Consider the following 19,688-nt stretch of genomic DNA (forward strand, 5'->3'; position numbering starts at 1 on the left):
ACGGTAGTCTAGCGGTTCCAGTTTTTATTATTAGATTTTGAACGGTTATCAAAACAGGTTCACTTTGATTCAATTTTGAAACTTTTTTTAACCACTAAAATCATGCAGCTAATCACTTCTGCAATGAGGTTAAGAGATAGCACGATAGCAAAAAGTTCTAAAGCAGTAAATAGCTTGCCTTTAGAAGGGATAAATTCGTGCTGAGGATAATTTACTAGTGGTATGTCATAATTACGTAAATAGGGAAGGAAGATTGTTACTGCCAGACACATGACCAGTAATTTCAAATCTAATTCTAAACTATCTAAATAGTCCGTAAAGTCTGTGCTTTTCTCGCCCTTATTAATGACAGCCAAAATTCCGAAGATAACGGAGATACCTGCGGCAATACCTCCAAGTATTGAACCTATTACTCCAGCAGAAGCCTGCTCAAGTAAGGTATAAATGGTTTTATCAGTCGATGCTAATGCTAAGCACAAAAAGAAGGTAGCTATAGCTTTAATCCAGACAGTTAGATTTTGCATTTTTGAACGTATACCTGTTTTGATGTAATGCTATGATCTCTTTAATATCATTTGCTGAGTAGCCATCAAGTTCAATTTCTGATATCTCACCTTCGATCAGCACGATTTTGGCTGTCTGATTACTGGATACCGTAGTAGATTTTGACTTGAGTGTCTTACGTCCTTTAATCAACCATGACCCGCCACCATCTTTGACCCAGTCAACAAGAGTCTCAGCCCAATGAGAACCTTTGAGTTTCAAATTGCCATCTTTGTTTTCAAAAATAGTGGTCACAGTATTTGCATTGGTATCTTTTTCAAGCTTCCGTAAATCATTGGTTAACGCTTGCTTACTGCTTCCGAAGATATTCGGAGTAATCAGCGTAAAGCTGACTTTGTCGATAAATTGAAGCCTATGGTATTCTGACCAAAAATCTTCCATTTCAAGACAAGGCTCTATAAATATTCTAAGTCCTAACTGAGCCAAATAGTCGTTATTGGCTAGATCTTCGAATGCTTTAGCAACTTGTTGCGCATCCTTGAAAACAGCGGTTTTCCTCTCAACCAGTAACACCTGCTCTACTTTGTCCCAAATCCATACGATAGGTGGATAGTTGTCTACATCGTACTCTCGAAAGTCTTTATCATGTCCTTTAATCTTTTGCAGCTTTGATATGACTCCAGCCATAACACCATCAGTAGGTTTTATGCTCAATTTCAGGGTGTAACTAGTTTTCTTATGAACGGAAGGTGTTGATGACGTCATGTGTAAATTTTTTGCAGCGACAACCATAGCATTTTCAAAATGAGAGATATCTTTCTGAACAGCTCCTTTCGAAAAGAGGTCTGGATCGCGCGGTCTCATTAACACACGTAAGGCATACAACTGCATAAGAAAACTCCTGTAAACTATTTGGTTTCATTATTCCATAAAACCAAGCACTTTCAAGAGCTTAATTTTCTTTAAATTCTGTATGCATATACAGTATCATTCAATTTTGTAAAATTCAAACCTTGATTTTTGCCCATTCCTTACCACGATCATCATGGTATTTAGCTGTCTGGTTAGGCGATTTATGTCCCAGAAGTTTTTGGGTGTCGACGCCCTGAGCTTCGTAAAGTCGCTCAGATAAAGATCTTTGTTCATGGAATGTGGCGGGCGAACCTTCACCCCAGTCAATGCCTGCTAAATCCCTCGCTTTACTGAAATTCATCGTCAATGTATTGGCTTTTACTTGCGCGCCACGTTCAGCCTGTGAAGTAGTACGAAAAAAATGTACAAGGTATGGGCTGACTGCATAGTCACGGCAGCGGGCTACTACATCGCGTAAACTCCAGTTAATTGCATTGAGGCGAAGGGAAAGCGGGATGGCGATTTTGCTCCCGGTTTTTTCTTGGATGACGTGAAGATGATCATCCCAAATATCGCTAAATTTCATACGTGAGATATCACCTAACCGTTGGCCGGTAACCAGTGCTAACAGCATGGCATTCCCCATATAACGATGGCGTGCATCTGCGATATCAAAGATTTTTTGCCATTCTTCAAGACTTAACCGTTGTCGGGTAATTTTTCTTCTGGGTTGTTTGGTTGCCAGTGCTGGATTATAGCCCGGAGGGACTTCCCCATAGTGTTGTGCCTCCTTGAATACATCAATTAGAACGGAGCGGACTACTTGCGCCATCCTCGGTTGCCCGGCAGTGATATACTCGTCAAGTAATTGTGCTATATCCCTTACATCAACTGATGAAATTAATTTCATTCCTGCTCGTTCCCTGAGCAAGGATACTGGTTTGGCTTTCTGTTTATAGGTGTTTAGCTTTATATCGCCACTTTCCAGTCTGTCATCCTGGATTGCTTGATAGCGATCTAACCAGGTTGACGTTGTGATTGCTTTTCCTTTGCTGGTTGCGATCCTGTCACTGATAGCCAGAATCTGCCGGGTTCTTTGCTCAGCCAGGCGTGAATTTGCCTCAGTGGCAATAGCAATGGCTTCAGCTTCGTTTGTGCCTAAAGAATGAAACTTCCCGGTCACAGGATGTTTATATCGCCAATAGACTTTATTTACTTTTCTACTATAAAGCGGATACAAGTTCGGGACTGAAACATTATTTTTACGTGGTCTGGCTGCCATTACTTAAAATCCTTTGTAGAATAATAGAATCATTTTTCTTGATGACAGGAGTAACTAATTCCCCAACTAACTCTGCGTCCTCACGCACTCGCCATAGTCGACCTTGTTTCATTGCCGGTGGACAAAATAAATTCTGCTTAGCATAACGACGCAATGTGGACACGCTTGGAGGATTACTTCTGTATTTTTCCGCAGCCCATTCCTCAAGTGTCAGCATTTGAAGCATTTTTGATAACCTCATTTCTTTTGCTACAAAACTATTTCACTAGTTAATTTCGCTGTCTGGATTGTTTATGCATCTTATGCAGCTCTTTAAAGCGTTCCATAAACATCCCGTAGGCATGGCCCGGTGCCAGTGGAATCACGTTGAACATCTCTGTTGCCGGGATGCCTTCCAGTACAGGCCAGAAAGAGCCATCATCAAGCCCGAGATCGCGGCGTTCGGTTGCCAGCATGATGAGATCGGCATATTTCACGGGCGTACTCATAACCGGGGGTAACCCGTATTTCTCACGGATTACGGCGTCTATTTTTTCTTCCATCTGTTTATAGTCAGGAAGAAGGCGTTTCAGTGGAGCGGGGATGTCCTGGCAATACGCTTCTGTTGCATCATGCATTAACGCTTCAAAAGCAAATTCCTGCGGTACCAGTTGGCTGCAAAGAACCGCATGTTGGGCGACGCTGTAGAAGTGTGAAAGATGTCCTGCAAAGCGACAGATATTTGAAAGGGAAACCGCGATATCGTTAATAACGATGTCGTCTTTATTTATCCTGTCATAATAAAAATGCTTCCCAGAAAAAGTTTTAATAAATGACATTTTGTTCTCCACGTTATTTGCGCTGCACCGCACTGAATTCTGGTAAAAGGAAGCCCTCACCATCCGGAGATTATTGAGTTAATTACGTTTCCATAAATGCCCCCGCAGGGGCATTTGCAGTAATCAAATCAGGCGGTGAAAGTACCAATAAAGGTTTCTACTTTGCTGTCTTTGAATTTCTCAACAAGCAGATCGCGAAATTCGTTAGCCATTTCTTCCTGCACCGCCTCCAGCTGAATAATGCGCAGAACAAGTACAGGACGATCGCCAGTGATAATGCTGAGGCGTAATTTAAAAGAACGTTCTTTCAGACCTTCAAACGGAACGCATTTAAATTCAAATGCCACTGGCATAATGTCTTTGGTCTTCGCTTCGACAGACTCCATCAGGGAGCGTTTGCCGCTGAAGTCATTATCTTCAAAATCAGCGGTCTGGTTTGCTTCAATCGTGATTTTACGGACAGCCGCAGCCGCTTTTGTTGCCTGGATAGCGTCACCATTAGCATCAAAACCCACAAGGTAGTCGGCCCAGTCTTCAATCCATTCTGCCAGTGACTTCTGGGAGTTACGCTCGCTGTTAACAGACAACAGTGCAGAGAACGGTGCTGTCTTTTTCAGTTTGAGAGTGGCGGTGTTATCTGCGTGACCTGGTTCATCAATAGTACCCAGGTTAAGCACACTGACGGCACGCATATTATCAGCATCGATAAAGCAGCGGGTGCCTTCATCTGCAAGATCTTTAGAATAACGGGTAAAGTCATCGATGCTGGCAGTGGAAAGCGCACCACGGAAACGGAAGCGATTTAAATTAAATTTTTCCAGATCATGAATGCGGAAATTCTCAGGCAATGCTACAGCATCGGCACCAATCTTACTGATAATTTCATTAACACCCTGAGCAGAAATAATAGCATGGATTTGATTAATTGCGGTTGCGTCTAAGTTCTGAGACATAATAAGTCCTCACTATATAAAGATATTCAGTGATGAGATAAATAATCAGTTAATTAAGAACGATATTAATGACCTGCTGCGCGGAGTTTTCCGTCAGGTTCACCGGCAAGAGTCAGTAATTGTCCCTGGTCTTCCTGCAGAATAGTCAGGCGACCACCGCGATTGACATACATCGGCGTTTCGGTGGTGTCTTCTTCAGAAATTTTCCCGCGGTTAGTCGGGCGAACATATGAGAGTTTGTGTTTGATTTTCACTCGGTTCTCATCAAATGGTTCGATTTCCAGGTTGAGTGAGACCTTACCTTTGGTTTTCGTGTTCATCACACCGGAAGCGACTTCACTGAGAACTGCGCCGATTTTGGTTTCAAATACGCCGCCGTCCAGCTCCCCGATAAATGCCTGCACATCAGTACTGCGTTCGCTAGCCATTTTGCTGCTCCTCATCATATCGACCCTGCAAGGCCGATTAGTTTCTCCACAAAACAGAGAAGAACACCTGCGGTGGCAGCCGCCCGGATGGATTGAGTTATGAGCCCGTCGTCCGGTGATGCTCTTCTCTGTTTTGTAAAAAGGACGGTACCAGCCGGAAGCAAGGGTACAAGCTGGTACCGCCAAGACTACACACAGCATAAAGTTGTGGTGCCGGGTGCCTCCCGGTGCCTGGCGAAGGTTGCACACCAGGCGGGTGGGTATCCACAGAAGGTCGACTGTCAGCCTCAACCTTAACCCGCGTGCGCTGAGCAGCATTCACCACAACGCTAAGGATTCTCTCTGGTTGAAAATACTTAGCTGTTATGTGCCTGCTTTTAGCCACATCAGGCGAGGTGGACCTGGTTATTCCCCAACAACAAGGATTCGGTTAATCTGGTTATCCCCAACAACGCAAAAGGAAAAGAAATGTCCGGTAATATCTACACGTTGTACAAATCCCACTGTGAAAATGTTGGAAAGTATCGGGGCATTGAAATCAGTGGGGTAGTGTCATCAGTCGAAATAAGCAAAGTGGAATCAAGGGCAACATTACTTACTCTTCTGGATCTTGTCTTACATGAGCACCGGAAGAAATTCGGCACTCCCTATAATCAGTTGAATGGGAAAAAGGCTCTGGTTCACCTTATTCTGATGAAGCATCACTGGATGCCAAAACAGATTAATGAGATGAAATTTGATGAACTTCTTCTTTCAATTCAGGATGAACTCACACTTGATAAAATAAGCGTAACCGCCCAGAAATTTTTAGATTATCGAGACTGGAGATCACAAATTCATCACTTTGATGATTTTGACGAAAATGAATGGGATCCTAATTTGTCTGCACAATATCTAAAGTAACATCCTGTGATAAAACCGTGATTTCCTGATCCAGTTTTTTTAAGGAGTCTATTGTTTCCTGTCGATAAGACAGCACTTCACGAAGCTGGTTTATAGCTGCCAGCTTCTTTGCCATCCACTCGTAAATTTCCTCATTTGTGTATCCGGGCGCGACGATTTTGGGTTCTGTTTTGTGCATTTCACACCTCCTCAAGTTATCAGTTACTTGTTGATGGGGACCAGATTGTTAAAGAGCTCAGCGTCCTGTAGGGCGCTTTTTTGTTGCTAACGAATCATCCTGGACTTCATATGCCCCAGGCGGCTACTTCGTGGGCGTCCTGCCTGTTTGTTGTTTCTCTTAGGTACATTATGTATCTCAAGGGTACATTGTCAAGTATAAAAAAACCTGCCGAAGCAGGTTCATAAACATTGATTAGGCTTTGATTTTGTATCTTCTTGGTTTTCCTGAGAAAATCACAGTTCCAATTATAGAGCAATTACCGTTGATCTTAATGTAAGGCTCAGGCCAGTTTGGGTTTAACGCTTTGAGATAACGCTGTGTCCCATCTTCTATCAACCTTTTGAAGGTGGTTTCACCTGTATCGTGCATCAATGCAATAACGTCGTCACCGTGGCAGGCAGGTACTTCAGGATCGACAAAAATCATGTCTCCCGGGCGGTACTCATCAATCATTGAATCACCTATCACCCGCAAGATATAAGTCATTTCCCCACAGGGTACAGGGCAGGGATACGTTTCTGCTGTGCTCAAATCAACCTCAGAATATCCAACTTCTTTCCATGCTCCGGCCTGTACCCATGATATGACAGGGACTAATGTGATTTGTTTATTAGTGATTGAAACATCAGGTTTTTTTGTGATGTTCGTTGTCTGGTGTTCTTGATCGAGCCATCCGACAGGCAGGTCGAAACATTTTTCGATGTGTCGTGCCATGTTGTCACCGATATTTTTAGTAGCACCATCTCCCATAAACCTGCTGGTCTGGGTTGGCTCGCGATCAATCATAGTGGCAAAGGAAGAATTCCCGCCAACACCATCTCTCAGTTTTCTGGCGTTAGACCGCCGGATGTCATGGATTGTTTTCATAACGAAATTAAAACCCTTGTACCGTTAAGGTACAAGTATCTTGAAGGTTCATTTCAATCATGTAATATGTACACCGGAGGTACATATTGTATGAAAGCGTATTGGGACTCTTTAACCAAAGAACAGCAGGGCGAGTTGGCCGGAAAAGTTGGCTCAACACCTGGCTACTTACGGCTGGTTTTCAATGGCTATAAAAAAGCCAGTTTTGTGCTGGCTAAAAAACTTGAGCAATGCACGTCAGGTGCAATTACGAAATCTGACTTAAGACCGGATATCTATCCGAAAGATTAGCAGAACACTTTCAATTTTTAACCACAGAACGATGAGGCTAATCGTGGGTAAGCATCACTGGAAAGTAGAAAAACAGCCTGAGTGGTACGTGAAAGCTGTCAGAAAAACTATCGCGGCGTTGCCGGGTGGTTACGCTGAAGCGGCTGACTGGCTCGATGTAACAGAAAACGCTTTATTCAACCGCCTTCGTGCAGATGGCGATCAGATTTTCCCGCTGGGATGGGCAATGGTTTTACAGCGTGCTGGTGGCACTCACTTCATTGCTGATGCTGTGGCGCAGTCTGCAAATGGCGTCTTTGTGTCTCTTCCTGACGTCGAGGATGTGGACAACGCCGATATTAACCAGCGTCTGCTGGAAGTCATTGAACAGATCGGCAGTTATTCAAAACAGATTCGTTCAGCAATCGAAGACGGTGTAGTGGAACCGCATGAGAAGACAGCAATTAACGACGAGCTGTATCTCTCAATTTCGAAGCTGCAGGAGCATGCAGCACTTGTCTACAAAATTTTTTGCATTTCAGAAAGTAATGACGCCCGCGAGTGTGCAGCTCCGGGCGTCGTGGCGTCGATTGCTTCTGGTTGTGGAGAAACTAACGCATGAACAGTTTAACAACACACTACCGTCGCTCGCAACTGATTGCGCTTCCTGTACCGGGTGGAAAAGCGAAGGTGGAATATTGCTATGCAGTGAATGTACCAGGTGACAGGGAAATTGTAACCCACAGCTTTGCAGAGTGGGCTGTGGGTGATTTCAACCGGCAGAAGGAGACAGTCCTTTGCGACAAGTTAACCGCTGGTTCAAAGATCACTACGGAGTGCCCGTCAGAGTCATTCGTTGGGAGCCGGAAACACAACGGGTTATCTACCTCCGCGAAGGTTATGAGCATGAATGCTTCAGTCCGCTCGAACAGTTTCGTCGTAAATTCAGGGAAATAGAGGTCGGTTATGAGCACTAAATTAACCGGTTATGTATGGGATGGTTGCGCTGCATCAGGCATGAAGTTATCCAGCGTGGCAATTATGGCCCGCCTGGCTGATTTCAGTAATGACGAAGGTGTGTGCTGGCCATCAATTGAAACCATTGCCCGTCAAATTGGCGCGGGGATGAGTACCGTCAGAACGGCTATCGCACGGCTGGAAGCAGAAGGCTGGTTAACGCGTAAGGCGCGTCGCCAGGGTAACCGCAATGCGTCGAATGTTTATCAGCTTAACGTTGCGAAGCTTCAGGCAGCGGCATTTTCTCAACTGTCAGATTCTGACCCGTCAAAATCTGACGCATCAAAATCTGACCCGTCAAAATTTGATGCGTCGAAATCTGGCAAAAAAGCGGGTTTTCACCCGTCAGAATCTGGCGGGGATCCGTCAGTAAAATCAAAACATGATCCGTCAGATAAAAAACCTTCTCGTCCGGACGCTTCGCAACCGGACACGCAGACGGATGAACAGGATTTTTTAACTCGCCATCCTGATGCGGTTGTATTCAGCCCTAAAAAGCGCCAGTGGGGGACGAAGGATGATTTGACCTGCGCACAGTGGCTCTGGAAAAAAATCATCGCCCTGTACGAGCAGGCTGCCGAATGTGACGGCGAGGTGGTTCGTCCCAAAGAACCGAACTGGACAGCCTGGGCAAACGAAATTCGCCTGATGTGTGTACAGGATGGGCGTACTCACAAACAAATCTGCGAGATGTACAGCCGCGTCAGCCGCGATCCGTTCTGGTGCCGTAACGTGCTCAGCCCGTCGAAGCTGCGGGAAAAATGGGATGAGCTTTCCCTGCGCTTATCGCCGTCCGTCAGCACGTACACCGAAAAACGCGAGGACCCGTACTTCAAAGCCAGTTACGACAACGTGGACTACAGCCAGATCCCGACAGGATTCAGAGGGTGATCATGAGTCTGTTAAATGACGTTCAGAAATTCATTGAAGCCCATCCGGGGTGTACTTCCGGAGACATTGCGGATGCTTTTGCAGGTTACTCACGGCAGCGCGTTCTGCAGTCTGCAAGCAAGTTACGTCAGAGTGGGCGTGTGGCTCACCGTTGTGAAGGAGATACACGCAGACATTTCCCGCGCCTGACTGAGAGAGCGCAGGAACCGGAACCACAACCAGTTCGAGAAACCAGACCTGTGCGCAATTTCTATGTCGGCACTAACGATCCACGGGTGATTTTGTGCCTGACCCGCCAGGCTGAAGAACTGGAGTCCAGGGGCTTATACCGTCGTGCTGCAACCGTGTGGATGGCGGCATTCCGTGAAAGCCACTCCCAGCCAGAACGAAACAATTTTCTGGCGCGTCGTGAGCTGTGTTTACGGAAAAGCAGCAAGCGCGCTGTATCGAGTGATGAGTGGTATCTGTCAGGGAATTACGTGGGGGCGTAATGACGACGTTAACTCAATGCCAGCAGCAGGTGCTGGATATGCTGATTTCTTATCAGAAAGAGCGTGGCTTTCCGCCAACCAATCAGGAGGTGGCAACCATGCTGGGATACCGTTCAGTGAATGCAGCGGTAGAGCATCTTCGCGCACTGGAGAAAAAAGGCGTCATCACGATAAAGCGTGGCGTGGCCCGGGGGATAACGCTTCATACCGCGGTGAAGGACGACGACAGCGAGGCGGTCGGGATTATCCGCGCACTGCTTGCCGGTGAGGAAAACGCAAGGCTGCGTGCAACCCACTGGTTACATGAGAGGGGCCTGAAAGTATGAAGCTGATCCTGCCTTTTCCGCCCAGCGTGAACACGTACTGGCGACACCCCAACAAAGGGGCGTTTGCTGGTAAGAGCCTGATAAGCGCGGCGGGGCGAAAATTCCAGAGCGCAGCGTGCGCAGCAATAGTTGAGCAGTTACGTCGTCTGCCGAAACCAACGTCGGCACCTGCTTCAGTGGAGATCGTGTTGTTTCCTCCGGATAACCGGATCCGCGATCTGGACAACTATAACAAGGCGCTGTTTGACGCCCTGACCCACGCGGGTGTGTGGGAAGACGACAGCCAAGTGAAAAGAATGTTGGTGGAGTGGGGACCGGTTATCCCGGAAGGGAAGGTCGAGATCACTATCAGTAAGTACGAGAAACCGGCGGGTGCAGCCGCCTGATTAAGAGGAGAAAGGAAGTATGAATAATCTGATGGTAATTGATGGTATTGAAGTTCGTCGTGATGCTTATGGGCGTTACAGCCTGAACGATCTGCACAGGGCTGCCGGTTCTCTGGATAAGCATAAGCCTGCATTCTGGCTCCGCAATGAGCAAACTGAACGTTTAATAAGCGAGTTACAGATTTGCAACTCAGTCAATATAGAGCCAGTTAACGTTATTCGTGGCGGAAATAACCAGGGGACGTATGTCTGCAAAGAACTGGTGTATGCCTATGCAATGTGGATCAGCCCGTCATTCCATCTGAAGGTGATCCGTACTTTCGATATGGTAACCAGCGCACCGGAAAAATTATCCGGACAGGCTGCTGACAAGATGCAGGCTGGTGTGATTCTGCTGGACTTTATGCGCCGGGAATTAAACCTGTCTAACTCTTCAGTGCTTGGTGCCTGTCAGAAACTCCAGGAGGCTGTTGGCTTACCGAATCTGGCACCGCGCTATGCCATTGATGCTCCTGCTGACGCGCCTGATGGCTCAAGCCGCCCCACGCTGTCACTGAGTGCACTGCTGAAGCAGTATGGTATCCGCCTGACAGCTAATCAGGCATATCACCAGATGGTGACGCTGGGGATCGTCGAGCAGCGCGAACGATACAGCCGTACCGCGATTAACAACATCAAAAAATTCTGGTCGCTGACAGCGAAAGGCTGCATGTTCGGCAAGAATATCACCAGTCCCGCAAATCCGCGCGAGACGCAGCCGCATTTCTTCGAATCCCGATTCCCTGAGCTGTTAAAGCTGCTCGATACCGTTCATTGAGGTGACCGTGAGAGCACTACTGACTCCTGAAATTGCCCCGCGTATGGGGATCGTATTGTTCAGGCCAGGTTCAGAGCTGATGCCCCTGTTTATGCAGGGGCGTGTCCTGCTGGAGCCTGAGCCGGAATGTTATTCATCTTTCGCCAGTGGTGCCGTTCCGGCGGCATCACAACCGCTGGTGGATGATCCTGCCGTTCGGGCCGTGTTCCGCAATGAGGCAGTGATCCGTCGTGCTGGTGGCGTGGAATGTCTTGAAAGCTGGTTACTTCGTGAAAAGGGCTGTCAGTGGCCTCATTCCGACTGGCACAGCGAGAACATTACCACAATGCGACACGCTCCGGGCGCAATCCGTCTGTGCTGGCACTGTGATAACCAGCTGCGCGATCAGTTCACGGAACGGCTGGAATCAATGGCAACGGATAACTGTGCCCGCTGGGTGTTGTCTGTTGTGCGTCGGGATCTCGGTTTTGATTATAGTCACGTTGTGACAATGCCGGAACTGTGCTGGTGGCTGATTCGTAATGACCTGGCGGATGCCTTACCGGAAAGTGCAGCCCGTAAGGCACTGAGATTACCGAAGCCTGTTGTGCCGTCTGTCACCCGGGAAAGTGACCTTGTGCCTTCGGTTCCTGCCACCAGCATCATCCAGGATAAGGCGAAAAAGATGCTGGCGCTGAAAGTGGATCCGGAGTCGCCGGAGTCTTTTATGTTACGCCCAAAACGTCGCCGCTGGGTTAATGAAAAGTACACGCGCTGGGTTAAGACGCAGCCGTGCGCATGTTGTGGAAAACCTGCTGATGATCCCCACCACCTGATAGGCCACGGTCAGGGGGGAATGGGTACAAAAGCGCATGACCTCTTTGTGTTGCCTTTGTGCAGAAAGCATCACGACGAGCTGCATGCGGATACCGTGGCATTTGAAGAGAAGTATGGCTCCCAGCTGGAGCTGATATTTCGTTTTATCGATCGTGCGCTGGAAATAGGCGTGCTGGCCTGATTTTGTGGAGAAATTTGATGCGTGATATTCAGATCATCCTTGAACGTTGGGGGGCATGGGCAGCTAGTGATAGCTCAGGAGTGGACTATTCGCCTATAGCTGCTGGGTTTAAGGGACTTCTTCCCTATACCAGTAAGGCACGCCAAGCTTGTTCAGATAATGATGCGCTAATTATTGAAAGTTGCTTGGAGCAACTAAAAAAAAGAAAACCTTATGAGCATTCTTTACTGGTTGCGCATTATTTGTACGGGTTTTCAAAGCGGAAGATTGCCAAAATACAAGGAAAGGATGAGAAATTAATCCGTATAGAAATATTGTTAGCAGAGGGATTCATTGATGGTTGCCTTTCTACTCTCGATATTCATTTAGATATGGAGTTATAATAAAAAATAACCCCGTAAACTTTATGTTTACGGGGGAAGGTTATTTCTTTTTTTTATTACTTTCAGATAATCGTTGGTTTAATGTGTATTTTATTTGGTTCCTAATCATTTTTTCAGGAATGTCATATTTGTCTAAGAATGATATTATTTCATCCTCGTCAAGCAATCCATTCTTTATAATTTCATCTATCTGTTTTTGTAGATACCAAACATCCTTCTGTTCTACAGGAGTTAAATTCATATGGCTATTTATGGAGTTGATAGTAGCATCACGTTCAAGAACTCTAATCCTTTGATTTAATGAACGAGTGTTTTGTAATATTTCAGATAAAAGATCTTGTTCAGTACGTGGTTTTACTTCTTCAGTTGGAGGGTATTGATCTAAAGCTCGTTTAAAATTGTTTTCAAATTGCTCCCAGTATGTATTAAAAACTTGCTTTAGAATACGGTCATCTAAAGATTTATCGACAAGACAATTGTTTATTGTCCTTACTAATTCCCAAACACTCTCTTTATTTGGCGTTGTGTGATTGAATTGAGCAAGTGGATCTTTTAAATCTTCTGGTTTTAAGTCAATCAAGAATGTACAAACTTTATTTGTTGAAAGTCCTTTTGCTAGTGCTCCTGTTTCAAACAAAATCCATGGTTTATTTTTATTTTCTTGTGTCAAACATACAATGCCGACAGATACATCTTTTAATTTATCATTAATTTCAGAGAACCATATAGCGCCACGATCAATATCTCTGGTTGAAATCCATGGCTGCGAAGCTTGGATAACACACTTCAGCCAGTCGCTAATAAGTTCTGCAACAGCTTGACTTCTTTGCCCAGACCAACTTATGAACACTTTCATTATGTACTCCATGTAATCACTCAAAAGGAACTGAAATTTACATTAAAAATTAAATAAAATCACTCACGCGGTCCGCAGAAACCATTGTAATCTGTTATGAGTGGTTACTTCGCCACACAACTTAAACCCGCCGTCGAGCGGGTTTTGTCGTTTCTGGGCCTAGGGATTAATTGCTTCTGCCCTATCCCGCAGTTATCCATTGGCTCGGCTTCTTTTACGTTTCCGCTTCTGATTTGCGGTTCGTGGTACACCCTCAATTTGCACCTCCTTTATCGGCGAGGTGAGAGATAACTACAAATGCCTCATAACCCAAATACCTGGCTGGAGTTGTTCCAGAGCTGGTGGCGTGGAGACACACCACTGGGCGCAGTAATTATGTCGATCGTTATGGCTGGCTTGCGCATTGCCTATTTTGGCGGTGGTGGTGGCTGGAAGCGAAAAACGCTCGAGATTTTTCTCTGTGGCGCTCTGACACTGACTTTTGCATCCGCTCTTGAGTATGTCGGATGGCCTAAATCTCTTTCTGTTGCCATTGGTGGCGGCGTTGGGCTGATCGGGGTCGATGCTATTCGTGGTGCGGCAATGAGAGTAATCGGTAACAAGTTTGGTAGCTCGAAGGAGTAATTTATGCAGGAACTAAATCCTCAGCGTAAAGCTTTCCTTGATATGGTGGCCTGGTCAGAAGGAACGGATAACGGGCGACAACCGACACGTAACCACGGTTATGACGTTATTGTTGGCGGCGAACTGTTTACTGATTACTCCGATCACCCTCGCAAACTTGTCACGCTAAACCCCAAACTCAAATCAACAGCAGCCGGACGTTACCAGCTTCTTTCCCGTTGGTGGGATGCTTACCGTAAGCAACTTGGACTGAAAGACTTCTCTCCGAAAAGCCAGGATGCTGTTGCGCTGCAGCAGATTAAGGAGCGTGGCGCTTTACCGATGATTGATCGCGGTGATATTCGTCAGGCAATCGACCGTTGCAGCAATATCTGGGCGTCGTTACCTGGTGCAGGTTATGGTCAGTATGAACATAAAATAGGCGACCTGATTGCCCGATTTAAAGAGGCTGGTGGGGAAGTAAATGAAGCTGAGATATAAGCTGGTTATTGTTGCCTTCTTTGTTACCGTCATTGATTCCTTCATCTGGTCTACCGGGCATTACTACAGCAAATATCAGCACGAAAAGGAGCGTGCTGATGAGGCTGTACGAAATGCTGAATCAGCAACTGCCATTACCCGTAACGTTCTGCAATCACTGCAAATCATCAATACAGTTATAGAGGCTAACCAGCATGCAAAACAGCAGATCGTACTGGAGTCACAGAGAACCCAGGAAGATATCAAAGTGGCTGTTGCGGATGATGATTGTGCTTCACGTCATGTGCCTGCTGCCGCTGCTGACCGGTTGCGGAAGTACGCGAACAGTTTACGTACCGATTCCGGCGGTACCGTTGCCAGCAAGCCTGACTACTGAAACTCCCCAGCCAGTCATTCCCGAGCCGCTGACCTATGGGGCCAGTCTGGATCTGAATGTGAGCCTGCTTTCGGCGTTGGGACAATGCAATATTGACAAAGCGGGGATTCGAAATATCGAGATGCGCCGTAACGCTTTGCTGGCAGCAGGCAAATAGTCCGGACAAAGAACAGGAATATATTTATGCCCCCCCGAACTCCAAAAGCCTGCCGCGTTCGCGGCTGCCGTAATACCACGACAGACCCGTCAGGCTACTGCGAAAGCCACAAAAGCGAAGGCTGGAAGCAATACAAGTCAGGACAATCCCGTCATCAGCGCGGTTATGGTTCTAAGTGGGATGTTATCCGCGCGCGTGTCCTGAAGCGTGACAAAGGTCTGTGTCAGTTATGTCTGCGTGCTGGTGTGGTACGTGAGGCGAAGACCGTTGACCACATCATCCCTAAAGCGCGTGGCGGCACTGATGCCGACAGTAATCTACAGAGCCTGTGTTGGCCGTGTCATAAGGCGAAGACGGCCCGTGAATGGCTGAAGTAAGAACCAGCTCCCACTGCCAGAGGGGAGGGGCGGGTCAAATCCCTGTGACCTGACGTCTTCCGGACTGCCCGCCCCATCGTTTTTTTATACCCGCGAAAAATGAAATTTAACCAGGAGTGCCGCATATGGCTGGAACGGCGGGGCGTTCCGGGCGTCGCCCCAAGCCAACGGCGCGCAAGGCGCTGGCCGGAAACCCCGGCAAGCGAGCCCTGAACAAAGATGAACCCGTTTTTACGCCCATCAAAGGTGTTGAGCCACCGGAGTGGTTCGCTGAAGAAGAGCTCCCTCTCGCCACGATCATGTGGCAACTGACAACCAAAGAACTCTGCGGTCAGGGCCTGCTGTGCGTGACTGACCTCGCAGTGCTTGAGCGGTGGTGCGTAGCCTATGAGTTCTGGCGACGTGCTGTGAAAAATATTGCCAGACAGGGCAACACCATCACCGGTGCAATGGGCGGCATGGTCAAAAATCCGGAGCTGACCGCCAAAAAAGAACAGGAGTCCGAGATGAGCAGTACGGGGGCAATGCTCGGACTCGACCCCAGCAGCCGCCAGCGTCTGATTGGCCTGGCGGGGCAGAAGAAAGCCACTAACCCGTTTCTGAAAATTATCGAATCATGAGCCGGAAATCTTACCCCAACGTAAATGCTGCAAATCAGTATGCCCGGGATGTCGTGCGCGGAAAGATTGTTGCCTGCCAGTTTGTGATTCAGGCCTGCCAGCGCCATCTTGATGACCTGATGGCGGAAAAAAGTAAGTCGTTTCGTTACCGCTTCGACAAGGACCTGGCTGAACGGGCCGCCAAATTTATTCAGCTGTTGCCGCACACCAAGGGTGAGTGGGCATTTAAACGGATGCCCATCACGCTGGAGCCGTGGCAGCTATTTGTGATCTGCTGTGCGTTTGGCTGGGTCAATAAAGGCACCCGGTTGCGCCGCTTCCGGGAGGTGTATACCGAAATTCCCCGTAAGAACGGCAAATCGGCAATCTCTGCCGGTGTTGCCCTGTATTGTTTTGCCTGTGATAACGAGTTCGGCGCGGAAGTGTATTCCGGTGCCACGACGGAGAAACAGGCATGGGAAGTCTTTCGTCCGGCACGACTGATGTGTAAACGCACACCCATGCTGACGGAAGCGTTCGGGATTGAGGTTAACGCCTCAAACATGAACCGTCCGGAGGATGGTGCGCGGTTTGAACCGTTGATCGGTAACCCCGGTGATGGTTCATCACCCCACTGTGCCGTGGTGGATGAATATCACGAGCACGCCACAGATGCGCTTTACACCACGATGCTTACCGGGATGGGGGCGCGACGCCAGCCACTGATGTGGGCCATTACCACCGCCGGGTACAACATTGAGGGGCCGTGCTACGACAAACGGCGGGAAGTCATCGAGATGCTCAACGGCTCGGTGCCCAACGATGAACTGTTCGGGATCATCTATACCGTTGACGAAGGCGACGACTGGACCGACCCGCAGGTACTTGAAAAAGCTAACCCGAATATCGGTGTGTCGGTTTATCGCGATTTTTTGTTAAGCCAGCAGCAACGTGCGAAAAATAACGCCCGTCTGGCAAACGTCTTTAAAACAAAACACCTCAATATCTGGGTGTCGGCGCGTTCGGCGTATTTCAACCTGGTGAGCTGGCAGAGCTGCGAGGATAAATCACTGACTCTTGAGCAGTTCGAGGGGCAGCCGTGCATTCTGGCCTTTGACCTGGCGCGTAAGCTGGATATGAACAGCATGGCGCGACTTTATACCCGCGAGATTGACGGTAAAACGCATTACTACAGTGTGGCCCCGCGTTTCTGGGTACCGTATGACACGGTGTATAGCGTCGAGAAAAATGAAGATCGCCGGACAGCCGAACGCTTTCAGAAATGGGTGGAAATGGGCGTCCTGACCGTTACCGATGGTGCAGAGGTGGATTATCGCTACATCCTCGAAGAGGCCAAAGCGGCGAACAAAATCAGCCCGGTCAGCGAGTCACCCATCGACCCCTTCGGGGCGACCGGGTTGTCACATGACCTTGCTGATGAAGACCTGAACCCCGTCACCATCATTCAGAACTACACCAACATGTCCGACCCGATGAAAGAGCTGGAAGCGGCAATTGAATCGGGGCGCTTTCATCATGATGGCAATCCCATCATGACCTGGTGTATCGGCAACGTGGTCGGCAAAACCATTCCGGGTAACGATGATGTGGTGAAGCCCGTCAAAGAGCAGGCGGAAAACAAAATCGATGGTGCAGTTGCGCTGATTATGGCGGTTGGCAGAGCCATGCTGTACGAGAAAGAAGACACGCTGTCTGACCACATTGAGTCCTATGGGATCCGCTCGCTTTAACTGAGGTAATTATGATCATGCTGATTCTCGCGCCTCTGGTGGGCGTGCTGGGGGCGCTTTTGCTGGCTTATGGTGCCTGGCTGATTTATCCCCCGGCGGGGTTTGTTGTTGCCGGGGCGTTGTGCCTGTTCTGGTCGTGGCTGGTGGCGCGATATCTCGACCGTACACAGTCGTCTGTCGGCGGAGGTAAATAGTGTTCTTTTCGGGATTATTTCAACGAAAAAGTGACGCACCGGTGACCACGCCAGCAGAGCTGGCGGATGCTATCGGGTTGTCCTACGACACCTATACCGGAAAGCAGATCAGCAGCCAGAGGGCCATGCGACTGACGGCGGTTTTTTCCTGTGTCAGGGTGCTGGCGGAGTCGGTCGGGATGTTGCCCTGCAACCTGTATCACCTGAACGGCAGCCTGAAGCAGAGAGCCACCGGCGAACGTCTGCATAAGCTGATCTCCACGCATCCCAATGGCTATATGACGCCGCAGGAGTTCTGGGAGCTGGTGGTCACCTGTCTGTGCCTGCGGGGAAACTTTTACGCCTACAAAGTGAAAGCATTTGGCGAAGTGGCTGAACTGCTGCCCGTCGATCCCGGCTGTGTGGTACCGAAGCTTAACAGTAGCTGGGAGCCGGTCTATCAGGTCACATTCCCGGATGGCTCCACGGATGTACTGAGCCAGGAGGATATCTGGCATGTGCGCACGCTGACGCTGGACGGACTGGTGGGGCTGAATCCCATCGCCTATGCCCGCGAGGCAATATCGCTGGCGGCAGCGACCGAAGAGCACGGGGCCAGACTGTTCAGCAATGGCGCGGTGACGTCGGGTGTGTTGCGTACAGAGCAGACGTTGTCAGATCAGGCTTATGAGCGCCTGAAGAAAGATTTTGAGGAGCGTCACACCGGGCTTGGCAATGCTCACCGCCCGATGATCCTTGAGATGGGGCTGGACTGGAAGTCGATGGCGCTGAACGCCGAGGACAGCCAGTTCCTGGAAACCCGCAAGTTTCAGCTTGAAGAAATCTGTCGTCTGTTCCGGGTGCCGTTGCACATGGTGCAGAACACCGATCGCGCCACCTTCAACAATATCGAAGAGCTGGGGCTGGGATTTATCAACTATTCACTGGTGCCGTATCTGACCCGCATCGAACAGCGGATCAACACCGGACTGGTACGAAAAAGTAAGCAGGGCGTTTATTACGCCAAATTTAACGCCGGGGCGTTACTGCGCGGGGATATGAAGTCCCGTTTTGAAGCCTACGCCACCGGGATCAACTGGGGAATTTACTCTCCCAATGACTGCCGCGACCTGGAAGATATGAATCCGCGTCCCGGTGGTGATGTCTATCTCACACCGATGAACATGACCACGAAACCCTCCGATGGCAGTAAAGCCGGTAAGCAGAAGGATAACGCCAATGCAGACGAAACAACGTCTTGATGTACCGCTGAGTCTGAAATCTGTCAGTGACTCCGGGGAGTTTGAAGGGTATGGCTCCGTCTTTGGTGTAAAGGACAGCCACGATGATGTGGTGATGTCCGGGGCATTTGCTGCTTCCCTGCGGGCGTGGAGTGACAGAAAAGCGTTACCTGCGCTGCTCTGGCAGCACCGCATGGATGAGCCCATCGGTGTTTACACCGAAATGAAGGAAGACGATGTCGGGCTTTACGTCAGGGGGCGGTTGCTCATTGATGATGATCCCCTGGCAAAACGCGCACATGCACACATGAAGGCCGGTTCGTTAACCGGCCTTTCTATTGGGTACGTCCTGAAGGACTGGGAATACGACCGGACGAAAGAAGCCTTTCTGCTGAAAGAAATCGACCTCTGGGAAGTCAGTCTGGTGACGTTCCCGTCTAACGACGAGGCACGGATCAGCGACGTCAAGAACGCGCTGGCCCGCGGGGAAATCCCCGAACAGAAAAAAATCGAAAGAGTCCTGCGTGATGTCGGACTCTCCCGTACCCAGGCCAAAGCATTCATGGCCGGGGGCTATAGCGCACTGTCCCTGCGCGACGCTGAGGATGTGAGCTCTGCACTGAATGCACTGAAAAATCTGAACTTCTAA

31 protein-coding genes and 1 pseudogene are annotated in these 19,688 nt (G+C 48.6%); 21 read left to right on the forward strand and 11 right to left on the reverse strand.

Annotated features, from left to right (window positions below; all coding sequences use genetic code 11):
• Positions 1–59: 59 nt before the first annotated feature.
• The 8 genes and pseudogenes from ACJHXB_RS09235 to ACJHXB_RS09270 all read right to left on the reverse strand — a co-directional run bounded on the left by ACJHXB_RS09235 (position 60) and on the right by ACJHXB_RS09270 (position 5,162).
• Entirely contained in the window at positions 60–524 is a 465-nt protein-coding gene (locus ACJHXB_RS09235; protein ID WP_001180570.1) for a hypothetical protein, read from the reverse strand.
• Positions 499–1,395, reverse strand: coding sequence for a hypothetical protein (locus ACJHXB_RS09240; protein ID WP_001177766.1), 897 nt, complete (start codon positions 1,393–1,395; stop codon positions 499–501). Before ACJHXB_RS09240 ends, ACJHXB_RS09235 begins: the two co-directional genes overlap by 26 nt.
• 115 nt (positions 1,396–1,510) lie before the next feature.
• The gene (locus ACJHXB_RS09245; RefSeq protein WP_000741312.1) at positions 1,511–2,638 is read right to left on the reverse strand and encodes a site-specific integrase; all 1,128 of its coding nucleotides are present in this window, start codon (positions 2,636–2,638) and stop codon (positions 1,511–1,513) included.
• Positions 2,619–2,864, reverse strand: coding sequence for an excisionase (locus ACJHXB_RS09250; RefSeq protein ID WP_021552251.1), 246 nt, complete (start codon positions 2,862–2,864; stop codon positions 2,619–2,621). Before ACJHXB_RS09250 ends, ACJHXB_RS09245 begins: the two co-directional genes overlap by 20 nt.
• A 43-nt stretch (positions 2,865–2,907) precedes the next feature.
• Entirely contained in the window at positions 2,908–3,456 is a 549-nt protein-coding gene (gene yfdR, locus ACJHXB_RS09255) for a 5'-deoxynucleotidase (protein WP_000008223.1), read from the reverse strand.
• A 128-nt stretch (positions 3,457–3,584) separates the two neighbouring features.
• Positions 3,585–4,409 (reverse strand): YfdQ family protein, encoded by an 825-nt coding sequence (locus ACJHXB_RS09260; protein WP_000081255.1) that lies wholly within the window; start codon positions 4,407–4,409, stop codon positions 3,585–3,587.
• A 65-nt stretch (positions 4,410–4,474) separates the two neighbouring features.
• Positions 4,475–4,837: a protein YfdP gene (gene yfdP, locus ACJHXB_RS09265; protein WP_000135680.1), complete on the reverse strand. Its 363-nt coding sequence runs from the start codon at positions 4,835–4,837 to the stop codon at positions 4,475–4,477.
• A gap of 14 nt (positions 4,838–4,851) precedes the next feature.
• A pseudogene (locus ACJHXB_RS09270) lies at positions 4,852–5,162 on the reverse strand (hypothetical protein).
• Between the two features lie 143 nt (positions 5,163–5,305).
• Between ACJHXB_RS09270 and ACJHXB_RS09275 the strand changes: the two are divergent.
• Positions 5,306–5,740 carry a hypothetical protein gene (locus ACJHXB_RS09275; protein WP_000016389.1) on the forward strand — a complete coding sequence of 145 codons (435 nt, stop codon included), beginning with the start codon at positions 5,306–5,308 and terminating at the stop codon, positions 5,738–5,740.
• Here the strand turns inward: ACJHXB_RS09275 and ACJHXB_RS09280 are convergent.
• Positions 5,712–5,918 carry a hypothetical protein gene (locus ACJHXB_RS09280; protein ID WP_000549626.1) on the reverse strand — a complete coding sequence of 69 codons (207 nt, stop codon included), beginning with the start codon at positions 5,916–5,918 and terminating at the stop codon, positions 5,712–5,714. The genes ACJHXB_RS09275 and ACJHXB_RS09280 overlap by 29 nt on opposite strands.
• Before the next feature lie 234 nt (positions 5,919–6,152).
• Positions 6,153–6,827 (reverse strand): LexA family protein, encoded by a 675-nt coding sequence (locus tag ACJHXB_RS09285; protein WP_000848744.1) that lies wholly within the window; start codon positions 6,825–6,827, stop codon positions 6,153–6,155.
• A gap of 90 nt (positions 6,828–6,917) precedes the next feature.
• Here ACJHXB_RS09285 and ACJHXB_RS09290 point away from each other — a divergent pair, with 90 nt between their 5' ends.
• The 10 genes from ACJHXB_RS09290 (at position 6,918) to ACJHXB_RS09335 (ending at position 12,405) form a co-directional block, all read left to right on the forward strand.
• Positions 6,918–7,118 (forward strand): YdaS family helix-turn-helix protein, encoded by a 201-nt coding sequence (locus ACJHXB_RS09290; RefSeq protein WP_000649477.1) that lies wholly within the window; start codon positions 6,918–6,920, stop codon positions 7,116–7,118.
• Between the two features lie 43 nt (positions 7,119–7,161).
• Positions 7,162–7,719 (forward strand): protein YmfL, encoded by a 558-nt coding sequence (gene ymfL / locus ACJHXB_RS09295; RefSeq protein ID WP_000515851.1) that lies wholly within the window; start codon positions 7,162–7,164, stop codon positions 7,717–7,719.
• A 175-nt stretch (positions 7,720–7,894) separates the two neighbouring features.
• Positions 7,895–8,074 (forward strand): DUF4222 domain-containing protein, encoded by a 180-nt coding sequence (locus ACJHXB_RS09300; protein ID WP_001250271.1) that lies wholly within the window; start codon positions 7,895–7,897, stop codon positions 8,072–8,074.
• Complete coding sequence (locus ACJHXB_RS09305) at positions 8,064–9,005, forward strand: helix-turn-helix domain-containing protein (RefSeq protein WP_000104947.1); 942 nt, start codon at positions 8,064–8,066, stop codon at positions 9,003–9,005. The genes ACJHXB_RS09300 and ACJHXB_RS09305 overlap by 11 nt, the downstream gene beginning before the upstream one ends.
• Entirely contained in the window at positions 9,002–9,496 is a 495-nt protein-coding gene (locus ACJHXB_RS09310; RefSeq protein WP_001440426.1) for a PerC family transcriptional regulator, read from the forward strand. The genes ACJHXB_RS09305 and ACJHXB_RS09310 overlap by 4 nt, the downstream gene beginning before the upstream one ends.
• Positions 9,496–9,822, forward strand: coding sequence for a LexA family transcriptional regulator (locus ACJHXB_RS09315; protein ID WP_000210156.1), 327 nt, complete (start codon positions 9,496–9,498; stop codon positions 9,820–9,822). The genes ACJHXB_RS09310 and ACJHXB_RS09315 overlap by 1 nt, the downstream gene beginning before the upstream one ends.
• On the forward strand, positions 9,819–10,208 hold the full coding sequence (locus ACJHXB_RS09320) for a RusA family crossover junction endodeoxyribonuclease (protein WP_000767111.1): 390 nt from the start codon (positions 9,819–9,821) through the stop codon (positions 10,206–10,208). The genes ACJHXB_RS09315 and ACJHXB_RS09320 overlap by 4 nt, the downstream gene beginning before the upstream one ends.
• A 19-nt stretch (positions 10,209–10,227) precedes the next feature.
• Positions 10,228–11,025 carry a KilA-N domain-containing protein gene (locus ACJHXB_RS09325; protein WP_001061405.1) on the forward strand — a complete coding sequence of 266 codons (798 nt, stop codon included), beginning with the start codon at positions 10,228–10,230 and terminating at the stop codon, positions 11,023–11,025.
• Between the two features lie 7 nt (positions 11,026–11,032).
• On the forward strand, positions 11,033–12,022 hold the full coding sequence (locus ACJHXB_RS09330; protein WP_024185234.1) for a DUF968 domain-containing protein: 990 nt from the start codon (positions 11,033–11,035) through the stop codon (positions 12,020–12,022).
• Positions 12,023–12,036: 14 nt separating this feature from the next.
• Entirely contained in the window at positions 12,037–12,405 is a 369-nt protein-coding gene (locus ACJHXB_RS09335; protein WP_087604723.1) for an antiterminator Q family protein, read from the forward strand.
• 40 nt (positions 12,406–12,445) lie between these two features.
• Here ACJHXB_RS09335 and ACJHXB_RS09340 read toward each other — a convergent pair whose 3' ends face one another.
• A complete protein-coding gene (locus ACJHXB_RS09340) occupies positions 12,446–13,261 on the reverse strand; it encodes a TIR domain-containing protein (protein ID WP_000862379.1) in 816 nt (271 codons plus the stop codon).
• Positions 13,262–13,558: 297 nt separating this feature from the next.
• Between ACJHXB_RS09340 and ACJHXB_RS09345 the strand changes: the two genes are divergently transcribed.
• The 10 genes from ACJHXB_RS09345 to ACJHXB_RS09390 all read left to right on the forward strand — a co-directional run bounded on the left by ACJHXB_RS09345 (position 13,559) and on the right by ACJHXB_RS09390 (position 19,688).
• Positions 13,559–13,885: a phage holin, lambda family gene (locus ACJHXB_RS09345; RefSeq protein ID WP_001120491.1), complete on the forward strand. Its 327-nt coding sequence runs from the start codon at positions 13,559–13,561 to the stop codon at positions 13,883–13,885.
• Between the two features lie 3 nt (positions 13,886–13,888).
• Positions 13,889–14,365 carry a glycoside hydrolase family protein gene (locus tag ACJHXB_RS09350; protein ID WP_001157006.1) on the forward strand — a complete coding sequence of 159 codons (477 nt, stop codon included), beginning with the start codon at positions 13,889–13,891 and terminating at the stop codon, positions 14,363–14,365.
• Positions 14,349–14,741, forward strand: coding sequence for a DUF2570 domain-containing protein (locus tag ACJHXB_RS09355; RefSeq protein ID WP_001469324.1), 393 nt, complete (start codon positions 14,349–14,351; stop codon positions 14,739–14,741). Before ACJHXB_RS09350 ends, ACJHXB_RS09355 begins: the two co-directional genes overlap by 17 nt.
• Positions 14,719–14,898, forward strand: a complete 180-nt coding sequence (locus ACJHXB_RS09360) for a hypothetical protein (RefSeq protein ID WP_001469322.1) — start codon at positions 14,719–14,721, stop codon at positions 14,896–14,898. Before ACJHXB_RS09355 ends, ACJHXB_RS09360 begins: the two co-directional genes overlap by 23 nt.
• A 26-nt stretch (positions 14,899–14,924) precedes the next feature.
• A complete protein-coding gene (locus ACJHXB_RS09365; RefSeq protein WP_001135215.1) occupies positions 14,925–15,275 on the forward strand; it encodes an HNH endonuclease in 351 nt (116 codons plus the stop codon).
• A gap of 125 nt (positions 15,276–15,400) precedes the next feature.
• Positions 15,401–15,895 (forward strand): phage terminase small subunit P27 family, encoded by a 495-nt coding sequence (locus ACJHXB_RS09370; protein ID WP_000929184.1) that lies wholly within the window; start codon positions 15,401–15,403, stop codon positions 15,893–15,895.
• Positions 15,892–17,625 (forward strand): terminase large subunit, encoded by a 1,734-nt coding sequence (locus ACJHXB_RS09375; protein WP_000088157.1) that lies wholly within the window; start codon positions 15,892–15,894, stop codon positions 17,623–17,625. Before ACJHXB_RS09370 ends, ACJHXB_RS09375 begins: the two co-directional genes overlap by 4 nt.
• Positions 17,626–17,636: 11 nt before the next feature.
• Positions 17,637–17,819 (forward strand): protein YmfR, encoded by a 183-nt coding sequence (gene ymfR / locus ACJHXB_RS09380; RefSeq protein ID WP_000605606.1) that lies wholly within the window; start codon positions 17,637–17,639, stop codon positions 17,817–17,819.
• On the forward strand, positions 17,819–19,060 hold the full coding sequence (locus ACJHXB_RS09385) for a phage portal protein (RefSeq protein WP_000466255.1): 1,242 nt from the start codon (positions 17,819–17,821) through the stop codon (positions 19,058–19,060). The genes ymfR and ACJHXB_RS09385 overlap by 1 nt, the downstream gene beginning before the upstream one ends.
• Complete coding sequence (locus ACJHXB_RS09390) at positions 19,038–19,688, forward strand: HK97 family phage prohead protease (RefSeq protein WP_001193635.1); 651 nt, start codon at positions 19,038–19,040, stop codon at positions 19,686–19,688. Before ACJHXB_RS09385 ends, ACJHXB_RS09390 begins: the two co-directional genes overlap by 23 nt.

It is taken from the genome of Escherichia sp. WS3227_2 (assembly GCF_046486495.1).
In the GTDB taxonomy this organism is placed as follows: domain Bacteria; phylum Pseudomonadota; class Gammaproteobacteria; order Enterobacterales; family Enterobacteriaceae; genus Escherichia; species Escherichia coli.